Source organism: Reyranella sp. (assembly GCF_044224635.1).
GTDB lineage: Bacteria > Pseudomonadota > Alphaproteobacteria > Reyranellales > Reyranellaceae > Reyranella.
On record NZ_JBGAKA010000012.1, the window covers coordinates 118226 to 131933 of the forward strand.

At 62.8% G+C, this 13708-nt stretch carries 12 protein-coding genes and 1 pseudogene; 3 read left to right on the plus strand and 10 right to left on the minus strand.

Annotation, left to right across the window (positions count from 1 at the left end):
* Positions 1–35 precede the first annotated feature (35 nt).
* From ACILR9_RS13620 to ACILR9_RS13645, 6 genes and pseudogenes are all read right to left on the minus strand, one after another.
* Entirely contained in the window at positions 36–1187 is a 1152-nt protein-coding gene (locus tag ACILR9_RS13620; protein ID WP_395710472.1) for a tyrosine-type recombinase/integrase, read from the minus strand.
* Positions 1188–1294: 107 nt separating this feature from the next.
* Positions 1295–1747, minus strand: coding sequence for a hypothetical protein (locus ACILR9_RS13625; protein ID WP_395710473.1), 453 nt, complete (start codon positions 1745–1747; stop codon positions 1295–1297).
* A gap of 23 nt (positions 1748–1770) precedes the next feature.
* Positions 1771–2109: a recombinase family protein gene (locus ACILR9_RS13630; protein ID WP_395710474.1), complete on the minus strand. Its 339-nt coding sequence runs from the start codon at positions 2107–2109 to the stop codon at positions 1771–1773.
* Positions 2110–2192: 83 nt separating this feature from the next.
* The gene (locus ACILR9_RS13635; protein WP_395710475.1) at positions 2193–2570 is read right to left on the minus strand and encodes a helix-turn-helix domain-containing protein; all 378 of its coding nucleotides are present in this window, start codon (positions 2568–2570) and stop codon (positions 2193–2195) included.
* Positions 2567–2923 (minus strand): DUF6516 family protein, encoded by a 357-nt coding sequence (locus tag ACILR9_RS13640; RefSeq protein ID WP_395710476.1) that lies wholly within the window; start codon positions 2921–2923, stop codon positions 2567–2569. Before ACILR9_RS13640 ends, ACILR9_RS13635 begins: the two co-directional genes overlap by 4 nt.
* Positions 2924–2984: 61 nt before the next feature.
* Positions 2985–3155, minus strand: a pseudogene (locus tag ACILR9_RS13645) (transposase); the annotation flags it as partial.
* Positions 3156–3286: 131 nt separating this feature from the next.
* On the opposite strand from ACILR9_RS13645, the gene ACILR9_RS13650 reads away from it, so the two are divergent.
* A complete protein-coding gene (locus ACILR9_RS13650) occupies positions 3287–5158 on the plus strand; it encodes a CHASE3 domain-containing protein (protein ID WP_395710477.1) in 1872 nt (623 codons plus the stop codon).
* A gap of 168 nt (positions 5159–5326) precedes the next feature.
* Positions 5327–5566 carry a transposase gene (locus tag ACILR9_RS38400; RefSeq protein ID WP_407075312.1) on the plus strand — a complete coding sequence of 80 codons (240 nt, stop codon included), beginning with the start codon at positions 5327–5329 and terminating at the stop codon, positions 5564–5566.
* A 104-nt stretch (positions 5567–5670) separates the two neighbouring features.
* Here the strand turns inward: ACILR9_RS38400 and ACILR9_RS13660 are convergent, their stop codons facing one another.
* The 4 genes from ACILR9_RS13660 to ACILR9_RS13675 form a co-directional block, all read right to left on the minus strand.
* On the minus strand, positions 5671–7557 hold the full coding sequence (locus ACILR9_RS13660; protein ID WP_395710478.1) for an Ig-like domain-containing protein: 1887 nt from the start codon (positions 7555–7557) through the stop codon (positions 5671–5673).
* Between the two features lie 184 nt (positions 7558–7741).
* A complete protein-coding gene (locus ACILR9_RS13665) occupies positions 7742–9364 on the minus strand; it encodes a hypothetical protein (RefSeq protein WP_395710479.1) in 1623 nt (540 codons plus the stop codon).
* Between the two features lie 319 nt (positions 9365–9683).
* The gene (locus ACILR9_RS13670) at positions 9684–10520 is read right to left on the minus strand and encodes a hypothetical protein (RefSeq protein WP_395710480.1); all 837 of its coding nucleotides are present in this window, start codon (positions 10518–10520) and stop codon (positions 9684–9686) included.
* 585 nt (positions 10521–11105) lie between these two features.
* A complete protein-coding gene (locus ACILR9_RS13675) occupies positions 11106–11306 on the minus strand; it encodes a hypothetical protein (RefSeq protein WP_395710481.1) in 201 nt (66 codons plus the stop codon).
* 262 nt (positions 11307–11568) lie between these two features.
* Between ACILR9_RS13675 and ACILR9_RS13680 the strand changes: the two genes are divergently transcribed.
* Complete coding sequence (locus ACILR9_RS13680; RefSeq protein WP_395710482.1) at positions 11569–13701, plus strand: protein kinase domain-containing protein; 2133 nt, start codon at positions 11569–11571, stop codon at positions 13699–13701.
* Positions 13702–13708: the final 7 nt, after the last annotated feature.

Here is a 13708-nt window from a genome sequence, read left to right on the forward strand (position 1 = left end):
ACACGCAACTACATTCTAACGGACGAAAACCGCCGTTACTCATCGATGGCGACGCTGCAATAGGCGGCCCAGTCGTCCATTAAAATTCGGCGACGATCGAACATATCGCTGCGCGCATAGGCTCGCTCGACCGCATCGCCAGATAGGTGAGCGAGCGCAGCTTCAGCTAGCTCGCGATCCTGTCCGGTATCGCTGCACCAATCCCTAAAGCTCGAACGAAATCCGTGAGCCGTGACGCCGCTGTTCATGCGTCGCAGGGTGGCCGTCAAGGTCATGTCGCTCATGGGCACGCCGCGCTTCATGCCCTCGAACACGAGGGGGCCGCGCTCAAGCTCCTTCAGAGGGCGCAAGATGGCGAGGGCTGCCTCGCTGAGGGGCACGCGGTGAATTCGACTTCCCTTCATGCGATCGGCGGGGACGGTCCACAGCTTTTCGCTGAGGTCGACTTCGTCCCATGTCATGCCGCGCACCTCGCCGGAGCGTGCGGCGGTCAGGATCACGAAGCGCAACGCGATCGCCCCGACGCCCTGTTCGCCCTTGAGCGCACGCATGAATTCGGCGACCTCAGCATGTGGCATCGCGGCGAAGTGCGCTTTCTCTCGACGCTGTTGGGGCAGCAGATGGCGCAGGATGCGGAGGCGGGCAGGATTCGCGTCGTCGCGGAGACCGTGTGCGATGCCATAGTCCAAGACGTTTTCGATCCGGCCGCGAAGCCGGGCAGCGCTTTCCGGCGTCCGCGTCCAAATCGGCCGGAGGACGGCGACAATGTGCGACGCTTTGACGCTGGCAATAGGGAGGTTGCCGAATTTCGAGTAGGCCGGCTTGAGGCTCGACGCCCACTGTGCAGCGCTCTTGCCGTTGCGCCAGCCGGCTTTCTTGGCATCGATGTAGTCCTCAGCGGCACGCTTGAATGTCATTGCGATGGGGGTGCCGTCCCTCTTCGCTGCAAGGGGGTCTTGCCCCCGTGCCCGGAGGCGCTGTGCATCGGCGGCTTTTTCGCGGGCTTGAGCGAGGGTGACGGTGGGGTAGGGACCGAGGCCCATTTTGTATGCAGTGCCGCCGCTCATGTAGCGAAAAACCCAGCTTCGGCTGTTCGGCAGGACCTTGATGTAGAGGCCGTCCCCAACGGAATGGAGGCCCGGGGTCCTAATCGCTGAAACTGCCAGCGCGCTTAGCTTTCTTGCCATTTGATCGCTCTCCTCGCCAGTGCACAAGACAGTGCACAAGTCTGCGTGCGATCTAACGATACACAACGAGAGGTAGTGAGACAATGGAAGCCCGTAAAATCGAGATTTTATGGAGAGATTGAGACGGAGTGAGACGCATCTAGACGCGGATTAGAAGTGCTTCCTCTCCGCCATTTCAGAACAGAACTGCGAACGCCGGAAGTAGCCGGCTTTACGCCGGCCGCGGCGGTGAGAGTCTGAAGCAGATTGCTTTTCGAGCCGATGATGCGGACCTCGCGGTCCGCGACCTCGACGCGCTGGGCCAGCGCCCGGAGATGGTCACGGCGATAGCCGCCGCCCTCGATCCCGATCCGTTCCCGCGCCGTCCTGGCAAACTTCTGGATCATTCGTGGCGTGATGGTCTGGTAGGCCAATGACTCCGACATCGCGGCCGCGCGCTGGGCATCGGCCTGTGCCTGGTCGCGGATCGCTTTCAGGCTTGCGATGCGGTCTTTCAGCGCCGGGTCGTCGAGGTCGGCAACCCCAGCCTCGATCGCGTCGTAAAGCCGCTTCAGGCGCATATCGGCCCCGGCTGCTCGCTTGTTCAGCTCGGCGATGTGCTTAGCGCGACGGCCGGCACGCTCCTGGCGGCGATCGAGTACTCGAGCTCGAAGTGATCGCGGAAGAAGCGCGAGAAGCTGTGGACGATGACGATATCGAAGGGCGCGGGCTTGCTCGTCCCGGCCTCGATCATGCGCTGGAACTCTGGCCGGCAGTCGTTGGTCGCGGACGCACCCGGCTCCACATAGGTCTCGACGAGCTGATAGCCGCGCGAGGCACAATAGGCCTCGCCCTGCCGTTTCTGGTCAGGGATGGAGACATCGTGCTCTGCTTGCCGCGCCGTCGAGACGCGCAGATACAGGGCAGCGCAAAGCTGTGACATTGGCTCAGGGTCGCGCGAGGCTCACCCGAGCGGAACGGCCGATTTCTACGCCACGACGCGCTGTCTACCGACGCGGTCATGGCTCAGCTTGCCTTGCGCGACAGCGTGAGCGGCAGGTCGAGTTCCACCCGGTCGTGCATCACCTTCGGTGTGATGCGGCCCCGTTCGCCCCGTTCGAGACGGACCAGGCCATAGCCTTCCATTGTGCGCAGCGTGCGCGAGAGGTTGGACTTGGCCTTGCCGGTGATGCGGGCCAGCTCGTCGAGCGAGCCGGGCGCTTTCTCGGCGATGACGCGCAGCAGCTCGCGATTACCGGCGGAGAGGACCTTGGCGAACGACTCGGTCGAGGTGAACCAGACCTTCGGCTCGTTGGCCGCGATCCGACGCTCGCCGCGTGCCATGGCCAGGGTGCGAGCTTTCATCTCCTGGTAGCTGGCGATGCCGACCTTTAGCGTGGTCATGGGATCACTCCTCTCTCGCGCAACACGGCGTCCACCGTTGTCCAAAAGTCAGCGAGCAAGGTCGCCGCATCTCGGTACTCGTAAGCCCTGATCGTTCGCAGCCGGTGGCGGTGGTCTTGCGGCTCGCCGCGCTTCCCCTGACCGACCGAATGGGCATTGTCGAACCCGACCAGCCGCTCGCCATCCGGCCCATGCAGCGTGAGCGAGTAGTCGATGCCATGCGGCTTCTCCGGCGACACCGGCACCCGGGTCACGACGAACCGGACCCAGTGCCCGCCGTCCGAGTCCACCACGAGAACCTGGCCCTCAAGGTCCAGTAGCACATCGAGGGTTGGGTCACGCGGCTGCGGCACGGCACATGGTTATCACATTGAAGCAACACAAGGAAGGGAGGGCTGTCGGCGTGCCGAACGCCACATTGTCCAGGCACAACCGGGCGGCCATCGGTTCGACGCTCTTGCGCTCGCCCGGACGGATCAAACCGTTCAGATACCACCGCGCAGGCGCTCGTCGATCGGCGTGGTCCAACGCCTCGCTGATCTCCTCGCAATACACCTCGAACCGATGGTCAATGTTCTCCCTCATGTTTATCTCTTGCAAAATCTTAAGAGATCTCGATAATTTTCTGAAATCGCTCAACGTTCTATTAATACAGTAGAACTAGTCAACTACCTGAGAATACCGCACTATGCGGGGCTGACGGAGGGTCGAGCGGAATGCTATCACGCCCCGAAACGAAATCCGCCGATCACAGGAGCGAGCCGTTTTCGCGCACCCTAAAGGTGCTGGCTGCCGCATTCGTGATCCTAGCCGTTATCGTGGCGGTCGCTGGCTATTTGGCCTACAAGCAAACCAACGACCAAGAATGGGTTCGCCATACGGCTAACGTACAGGCTCGCCTGTCGCACGTCCTGGTGCTCTTGTTGGATAGCGAGACTGGCGAACGCGGCTATCTTGTCACAGGCGACGAAAACTATTTGGAGCCGTACAATCGCGCTGCACCGAATGTGATAAGCGAGATCGAATCGATCCGAAAGCTGACGGGTGACAACCCAAGTCAACAAACGGCAATTGCTACGCTACGCGACGCGGTGACTCAGAGGCTCGACGAATTGCGCGCGCTAATCGAGCTTCGCCGCGCCGGGCAGACAGAACAAGTTCTCGCCCGCTTACGCACTGATGCTGGCAAAGTGGCGATGGACCGTGCGCGTGAAATCGTAGGTCAGATGCAAGCCGAGGAATCCCGGCTATCAGAAGAACGAAAATCGGCTGCGGTGTGGTCTGACCACGCCCTTCAAGCGGGTATCGGGGCAGCCGCCGTAGTCGTTATGATTTTGGGGTTTCTTGGCTTCACCGAGGCGCGCCGCAGCCATTTCGCCATGGTGACTGCCAACCGTCGCCTTGTGGAAGAAGCCGCTGAACGCGAACGCCTCGCCGAGCAATTGCGTCAGTCGCAAAAGATGGAAGCTGTCGGTCAACTAACAGGCGGCTTGGCGCACGACTTCAACAACATGCTGACCGTCATTATGGGTAGTCTCAATCTTCTCAGGCGGCGCATGGAACGCGGCGAAACGAATGTCAGTCAATTTATTGATGGAGCGTTGGACGGAGCGCAACGAGCCGCCACGCTGACCAGCCGCTTGCTCGCTTTCGCGCGTCAGCATCCGCATTCGCCGCAAGCGATCGATGCAAACAAATTGGTTTTCGAAATGTCCGAACTTTTGCGTCGCACCGCTGGCGATGACATTCGCTTTGAGACGATACTGGCGGGCGGCCTTTGGCGGACAAAGGCCGATTCAAGCCAGCTAGAAAACGCAATCTTGAATCTTGTGGTCAATGCCCGAGATGCGATGCCAGACGGCGGAAAGTTGACCATAGAAACTGCAAACGCACATCTTGACGATAGATACGCGGCAGATCACGTTGACGTTCCGCCCGGCCAATATGTGTATATTGCGGTGACTGACACCGGAACGGGAATGTCCGCCCAAACAATAGTAAAGGCGTTCGACCCATTTTTTACAACGAAGGACGGCAAAGGCACTGGCCTTGGACTTTCACAAGTGTACGGGTTCGCTCGCCAATCTGGTGGGCATGCCAAAATCTATTCTGAGTTGGGGCATGGTACCACAGTAAAACTCTATCTGCCTCGTTTCACCGGAGCGATGAAGGAAGCGCCCGTCGCTGGTAAAGAACAGGAACGCACGATCCCAAGAGGCAGCGCACACGAAACATTGCTCGTTGTTGAAGATGACGAGCACGTCCGGCGGCTCACTGTTCAATCCGCAAGGGACCTTGGTTACAGCGTGCTTCATGCGCCCGGCGCGGCGGACGCACTTCGCGTACTCGAAGCCCGACCGGAAGTTGTGATGCTTTTCACCGATATAGTCATGCCAGACATGAACGGTCGCGTGCTCGCGGATGAAGCGTTGCGAAGGCGGCCGGACTTGAAGGTGCTTTTCACAACAGGCTTCACCCGCAATGCCATCATTCACAACGGCATCCTTGACGCCGATGTCAATTTCATCGCGAAACCGTTTAGCTTGGAGGAGTTTGCCTCTAAGATTCGCAGCGTCTTGGAAAATTAGAGGTAGCTAAAGTCACGTTGAACTGCGTCGCGGTCGCCAAGCCGTCGGCAGCGCGTGCGCCTCGTCCTTGAACGTGACCGCTGGGTACTCGTCCGGCGGAGGCCGCCTTGGTGTGGAGCGTCGCGCGTGAGAGATGAGGCCCGTTAGTTATGGAGTTAACGGGCGCACATGACGACGGTAGCAGTTTTGTCGGGACCTGAACGACGTCGACGGTGGTCGGCGTCACAGAAGGCGCAGATCGTCGAGGAAAGCTTGGCGTCGGGAGCGGTGGCGGAAGTGACGCGGCGCCACGACGTGCATCCGAACCTCACCGGCGGTCCGCGGTGGGCTGCCATCCGTGCACGTCACCCCCACCAGGGGCCACTTCCCGAAGGAGGCGGCCACCTTCTGCAAAACTTTCGGCCGTAGCCGACCCTGGTGACACCCCGGTGCTTCACGCAGTGGGTAGCGGAGCCGACGCATCCCAACCGGAACCCAAGGCAGCTGCGTCCAGAGTCGGCGGCGAAGAGGGGCTAGGCGTGCGCCGTGATCAGAACATCGGCATTCTTGACGCCCGTCAGGACAGTCTGCGCGCCGTTGGTCACGCCATCCAGCAGGACTGTCGCCACCACGCCATCGATTGCTCCCCACACCGTGCCGTGCTCCTGCTGCTCGTGTACGTAGGCGAGGCCCACCGCGACCTTGTCCATCAGGGTCGTGATGTCCTGGCCGGCCGCCGTGTCCTGCGCACCGCTCATGATGTTGATCAGCACCGAGCCCACGAACTGGCCGGCCTGCAGCGTCGCCTTGGTTTGAGCGGTCCAGTAGGCGAGCCCGCCGGCGTCCGACGAGCGGTTGAACAGGTTGTTGTAGACCGAGTCGAGAAAGGCGCTGATCTGGGCATCGCTCGCCGTGAACGGGCTGGCCAGGAAGGGATAGAGCGACTTGGCCTCGGCGCTGATCCCGAACGAGCTCGCGATATTGGCGAACAGCGCCGAGGCGCCCTGTGTGGGTAGATTGGCCTCGAACTGGTCGACCCAGAATCCGTGCCCGCCGGCATCGGGGGCGCGACCGAAGAAGGCGGCGTAGGTCGCCGCTATCTGCTCATCCGCCGTCAATCCAATCAGGTTCAGCGTCGTCGACGTCGGACCGGCCGACAGCGGCACGACATGGATCGTCACGGTCGCCTGGTCCATCGTCGGGCCGGCATTGCCGGCTTGGTAGGTGAAGCTATCGACGCCCTGGAAGCCCGCCGCCGGCGTGTAGGTGAACGTGCCGTTGCCGACGAGCTGCAGCGTGCCGTGATCGGGACCGTCGAGCAGCGAGGCGGTGGTGGTGTTGAAGTCGTTGGCCAGCACGCCCGTGGCCTGCGGCAGCGTCGGCGCCAGCACCTGACCTTGCTTCACGATATAGGAATCGTCATGTGCAGTGACGGCGGTCTGGCCCAGCGACGTGGCTACGAACTGCCCCATCAGATCGTGCAGCTTCGCGGTTGCGTGAATAGCGTCGATAAAGGCCGTCTGATCGGGCGGAGGGGCTGCGGGGTTGGGGCTGACATCGAAAGTCACACCGAGCAGGGTCGGTTGGGCGAGATTCTGGAATCCGAACGCTGAGGGATTTGCACTGATTTGGGCTGTGTATGCTGCAAGATCGACCACGCGGACATCGTGGCCTTCCGAGCGCAGTTGCGCCGCATCGGCCTGGATCCCCTGATTGATGTTGGCGACGGCAGTATCGCCGATTGTCTGAAGTATGGGAGCAAGCGCTTTACCCATCGGGAAGAAACTGACCGCCGGCAGCGTTACGAAAATGGCCGTGCCGATCCCTTGGTCGAAGGCAGTGTGGGCGGCGTCGAGGTAGGCCTGAACTATTCCCGCAGCCACTTGCGTCGCCGCAGCAATCGCGGCTTGCGGATTGTTCGGATTGGCGGATCCGGCGAGTGCTTGCAGGTCGTTGAGCCCCATCAGGCATACCAGGGCCGAATGATCCGACGGCTCATTTGCCGAAGTTGCCGCGACGAAATCGGCCATCTGGCCAGCAAGGTTGATGTTCTTGTTCAACACCGCATTGATCTGCGCTTGCTGGGCGGGCGGAAGCGCGGCAATCGCAGCCAGGGCCTGTGCCGGAATGGCGGGAGCGGCGACAGCTCCGAACGTCAGCGTGCCAAGTGCCTGTGCGCCGCCGAAGGAAAAATTGAAGAGTTCCGCGCCGAGAAGCTCCGCGGTGTATTCGGCCATCACTGGCCCGTTGGAAAACCTGCCCGCATAAGGGCTGAGGGGAAGGGCGTGTAGCCCTTGGGTGTTGATACCGCCGGCCGTGGCAAGCGACAGCAACTGGCTGCTGAGTTGGAAAATCCCTCCATTGTCGGACAAGCTGTCGCCGACCATGTAGATCTGATCGAATTCGGATTGGTTCGCCATTGTCCCTTCCCCTTCGTTGGCAGGCTCCCCCTCGTCTCAAATACACGCGATGCCCGTGCGGATCAACGCCGGCTCGTGTGGCCAGCACAGGCTCTTGGCGGGACCACCCTCGGCGCAGGTGCCCAACCGTGCTGGTGCCGATGCCCGAACACACGAATCCCTTCCTAGGCGCTCACAAGGTTTATTACTTTGCCAACACGCTGATCTCGCGCACCGTCGCGATATTCTCCAGCCCATCCGGCAGTGTTTTCTTGAAGAGCACGAAGATTGTCGTGGGATGACCTCGAATTGGCAGATAGACCGTTCGCTCCCCATCACCGGCTTTGAAGGGGCGTTCGGGGCTTATCTCTCTTCCGGTCTTGGCATCGGCGACGGCGACGGCCGTGTCACCCTTGGTCACCTCGAGCTTGACGCGAACCACCAGGTTACGGTCGGACCACGCGGGATCGAGGGTGAAGGAGACATGGGCACCCCAATCCCATTGACGCGGGCCGATCCGCAGCCGCAGGGCGCCATCGGCGTACGACACCAGCGTGTCCGAACGGTCTGCCGACACCCGGTCGAGCGGCACGCTGGCCAGCATTTGGGGCTGGACCAGCGCCGCACATCGATCGACCGATCGGCCCTTCGGCAAAGGCGCCGCCAACGCCGGCGCGATCCGGGTTGCCAGGGCGTCGGCAATCAAGGGCTGACCCTTGTCGGTTACGTGCACCGTGTCGGTAAAGTAGCCCTCGCGATCGCCATCGTCGAATAGTCCGGTAAGATCGATGAAACGATCGCGATACCGATGGTTCGACAGGCGCTGCTCGAAAAGGGCATAGATCTGACGCACACGGCGCGCAGAGATCACGTCGGGCGTATTGCCTCCGGTGCGGGTGCTGGTCAAGGACCGGATTGGTTGAATTGCCACCCAACAGGGGCGGTGCTCGGCCTCGCAAACCGCGAGAACCTCGCTCATCGATTCGAGATAGAGGGTGATCGCCGCATTGGCTCGGCGCTCGAATAGCGCATCGTCCTGCTCCAGGCGGGCGAGAAAATCGATGAACGAATTGCCGAAGCTCTTTTGGAGCACGGTATTCAGAATGGCGCTGTTCTCGGCCAGCCAGAGGAGCAGCCGGTTGCCGTAGACGGTGCCGTACCATGTTCCCAGGAATGCCGGGTCTCCCGCTCTGCCGCTCGAGATGACCTGCAGGTCGTTGCCGCCGTTGTAGAACACAATCGGCACCGGCACGCGCGGGGCAGCGGCGAGATGATAGACGAGCTTGTCCTGGAAGCTGCCATAACCACCCATGGCGGCATTGAAGACATAGAGGTTGGGCTTCCCGAACTTTCGACGCAGGGAATCTTCCAGCACGGCATGCCAGGTCAGCAACTTGCTCGTCGCCGAGAACCCCTGCGCCGCGGACGCGCCGAGTACCAGCAGCCCGGAGGCGTCCGGGTCATTGCAAAGCAGTCGGTCCACGTCGTCGGCGGAGTAGCGCGAGAGCTTGTGGTCGAACAAGAAGTCCGACAGCGTCGTCATGCTCGCTGGCGCCGGCGCCTCGGGGTCTACCTGAAACGCCAGGCCGTCAGGCCGGTAGCCCAGGGAGGCCGGTCCACCCGGTGCCGTATCCAGATCCGACAGCTTCGCCGGCGCCATCTGGTCGCCAATGACCAACAGGGGATGGGGCGGCCTCGTGTATTCCAGCGGCGAGAGACCGAAGAGGTAGCGGGCGACCAGCTCGGATACAAGAAAGGATAGTGCGAGAACAATGACTGTTTCCACGACGGCGCGACATGTCCGTCCCCAACGCTCGCTACGACTCACCGCCATGTCTCCCAAGTCTGCGCTGCTTCCCTGTCCCGGACCATAACGCAGTTTCGAATGCAGGCGGGGCGAGAATCACATTGATGAAATGAACAGGCGAACACACGATGCAAGCCAAGGCGTAACCGGAAGACCAAGATTAGCCCCGATGGCCGAAATCAACCCTCGAACGGCCGCCGGTGGGTGATCGAACGATCGAGCCTTGCCGCACCGTTGTTGCCTCTCACGCGAGAGCGGGGCTTTCACACGCCGAACAGGCCCATCATCCCGCGGGTGATCCTTCTCTGTTCGAGCCGCGCGTGCTTGCTGTCCGAAATGCTTATGACCAGCCCCACGGCACGTTGCTTGTCTGTGGCGCGAAAACGTAGCGGAATGTGGTGACGCCTTTTTGGGCATTGCTCGGGGTCGCCCAGCCGATGCCAAGTGAGCTGATTGGACCCTGGGTGACTGTGTGAGTGCTCTCCCTGTAGTGCATGTCCTCACCACCGTACCATCCCCATTCGCAGATCTTGACCCGCACGCTCGAGCCGCTGGGTTGCCACTCCTCGATCAGCCCGACATGCTCGTAGGGAGCTTGCGGGCAATGCGTGACGATGGCGTCACCCTGCCGAACGTCGTTTATGTCGGTGCGGCGACGGGAGGGCGACGCATAGACCGAGATGTGGGCATCGGGATTCGCCCCGTAGAAATTGCCGACCAGGCAGTTGCAGTCCAGCGTCATGAAGTCGCGAGCGTACTGCTCGACCGTCATGCGCGCCGGCAGCCTGCCGTTGACGTCGCTCCCGGTGCCGATCCGGCCTACAGCGAGTGCCAGCCGCAGGGCGTCGGTGATTTCGTCGGGGCTGCCCTTGCCGACGTAGGCGCGTACGAGACTGTCTGCATAGAAGTCCTCGGTGGGGCGGATCTGCGCAAGCGGCTTGTCCGAAAAATAGAATACGGGGCCGCAGGGTGTATGGGCGTTGCCGTGGTGCGCCTTGCGTAGCGCTTCGCGGAACACCGCGTACTCGTGCTGGATAGCGGCGCCGGCGCCGGACTTGCCATTGCGGAAATTCCAGCCCGAACCGTAACCGGTAAGCCCGCAGTTCAGGCGTGTACCGTTGAGCGGGCTGGGAATCGCGAGATAGGTGTAGCGATCCAGATACTCCTTTGGCGTCATCTCCAGACCTCCGGGAAACCGGGACATGTGCCCGTAGGCAGAACCATGAAGCGACAATCTGGAAAAGAGGCGGCGGATTGATGAGATGATTGTGTCGACCGGCGGTGGACAGTGTGCATGCTCAAGCCGGTCTGTCCTGGCTCAGCGTTCTATGATGTAGCCTCGGGCATCGATCCTGACCTTTACGTCGATGCCATTCCTCGATGCGTTGCCGATCCATCCACCGTCTGTGCTCGGTCGCAATTCCCTGATGTCCCTGTAGCCGGCGCGCTCGAGCGTGCGCTTGGCCGCCGACTCATCGTCCTTTGCATTCTTCGGCGTGGCCGGAGCCGGAGTGGCGCCTGGAGATGCGGGCCGTTGCTGGGCGTAGGTCAGCCCTGCAGCGGATGACCCGAATAGTGCGAGAGCAACGCCAATTGTCAGTCCGCGCCGCATGGGACAATCCTGAACAATGGATGGATGTCTGGCTGTGAATATCGACGGCGCTGGTCCGACCCGCCTCACCACACTGGGAACCGGACACCCTCTTGATCAGTTGCGAACCTGGAAGACGGTTGATATGCGGCAGCGGTCAATCGAAGCCCTTCACTTGCACTTCGCGAGACAGTCCTGGGCACGACTGCCGCATTGTCCCTTGTTGCCGGTGCGTTGCAGGCAGGCCTGCTCGTCGTCGGTACACTTGCTGCGGCAGGTAGCCTGGGCACAGGCATCGGGAACGGCCATGGTGGTCGCCCCCGCAGTCGCCAGCAGCGCAACGAGAGCCAGGGTCAGGATCGTGTAACGCATGGTACATCTCCCCCAAGTGCAGTTCACGAGCCTACTGACTTCGGCGGCCACAAGGCAAGCGCCAGCCGCTCCGCCGGAGCAGGCCGGTGCGCATCATCTTCGCAAGTTCGCACGCGCATCAGCGCCCGTCCGGATTGTTCAGCTGATGCCGCAGATTGCGGCGCCATCGAGGCGGATCGCGCGGCATCGGGGCATTGACTTCGGTGGTTCGGTCGTTCGTCAATGACACTCTTTTCGGTAGCCCGACCGGAGAAGTCTACAGATGGCTGAGGGACGTGGCGACGGCGAAGCGGAAGGATTCGACGACGACCTGGTGACCCTGCGTCCCGGCCTGAATATAGGGCGCTATCGCATTGTCGCGGTGTTGGGGCAGGGCGGGTTTGGCATCACCTACCGCGCGGTCGATTCCGAGCTCGGTCGTGGCGTCGCGATCAAGGAATACCTTCCGACAGCGCTCGCCGTGCGCAAGGACGGCGTCACCGTCGTGCCGCGTTCGAGAACCGCCGCTGAGGATCTGGCCTGGGGATTGGACCGCTTCGTGGAAGAAGGGCGCACGCTCGCCGCGCTGCATCGCGCCCCCGGCATCGTCAAGGTGCACGACTACCTTCGGGCGAACGGCACGGCCTATCTGGTGATGGAGCTGGTCGAGGGCGAAACGCTGCACGACCGCATCGCGCGTATGGGTCCGCTCGACGCCGCCGCGATCGGACGCATCCTGGCGCCACTGCTCGACGGCCTGGAGGAAGTTCATGCGGCCGGCTTCCTGCACCGTGACATCAAGCCGGCCAACATCCTGATCGATCGCGAGGGCCGGCCAACGCTGATCGATTTCGGTGCCTCGCGCGCGGCCATCGCCGGTCGGTCGCAGGCCCTGACGGCGGTGTTCACGCCCGGCTATGCTCCGGTCGAGCAGTTCACCTCGGGGACTCAAGGCCCGTGGACTGACATCTACAGCCTGGCAGCCAGCCTCTACCACGCGATCACCGGCAGCCCGCCCGCCAACGCCATCGATAGGCTGCTGCAGGACGCATATGTGCCGCTCGCTCTTTCCGGACGGGCCTATCCTGGCGACCTTCTGGCGGGCATCGATGCCGGTCTTGCCGTACGCACGGCCGACCGTCCGCAATCCGTGGCCGCATGGCGCGGCATGCTGAGGGGCAATGCCTCGGTCACCCCGGCTCCTGCGACCATGAAGATGTCGAGTACGACATCGTCGGCGGCTAAAGCTTCGGCGATTCAATCGTCTGCGCGCGATGTGTCCTCGCGAAAGCCGGCTGCCAGAGCGAAGGTCGCGGCGGCAGCTGCGTTTGCGCTGGTGCTGGCGGCTGCGGGTGGGTTTGGCCTCGTCTCCCGCACGGCGGCCGTGCCACCCGCTTCTGCGCCGCCGTCCGATGCTCCTCCATCTTCCTCTGTTGCCGCGGTGCAGGTTCCGCCGGCGCAGGATCGCGCGGAGCAGGAACTCGAGCAGGCGCGGCGCGAACAGCGCATGGCCACGGACGAGGCGGCCCGCTTGCGCGCCGAGGCAGAGGCCCGCCGCAGGGCCGATGAAGAAGCCGCTCTGCGCGCGCGGATCGAGCAGGAGGTGCGGGAGAAGGCCGCAGCGGAGGAGGCCGCGCGGCGCCAGGCGGCCGAAGACGCCAGGAGCCGGGCGGACGTGCAGGCAGCCGCCGATGCAGAAGCAAAGGTGAAGGCCGAAGCGGAAGCGAAGGCCCGGGCCGACGCCGAGGCGGCGGCGCGCCTGCAGGCGGAGGAGGCGGACCGCAAGGGCGCCGAGGCGGCTGAATCGGCGCTGCGGCTGACCGCGGCCGATCGCCAGCACATCCAGGTTGCGCTGGCCGCGCTCGGCCACGCGACCGGATCGACCGACGGCGTGTTCGGCCCGCGCTCGCGCGAGATGATCGCCGAATGGCAGAAGAAAACCGGGCGCGCTGCGACGGGGTTCCTCACCAAGGACCAGCAGGCCGCCCTGATGCGCGAGGCGGCCCCGGCAGTCGCGCGCTACGACGAGGAACAGAAGAAGCAGCTCGCCCAGGCTCAGTCCGCGGGTCAGGCTGCTGCGCGGCTGTGCGAAGGTACCTTTCGGTCGCAATGGTGCCGGGCCGCCTATCAGGGCTTTCCGCCGAACTGCTGGAACGCAAGCATGACCATTCGCAATGGCGAGGTCAGCGACAGTTGGGTATCGCAGGCCGACCGTACCCAGCGAAATGTCGTGAGCGGCCGGATCGACGGCAGCGGCAACGTATCGCTGACCTACGACGGCGTCGGCCAGCAAACCCACGTCAACCAGCGCTTCACCGCGATCATGTCCGGCAAGGTCGTGAACGGCGTGCTGACGGCTGCCGGGCGGGCCGGGGCCGCAGGCCGCGAGTTCAGCGTTACGGTGACCTGCAAGTAGGCTGCCG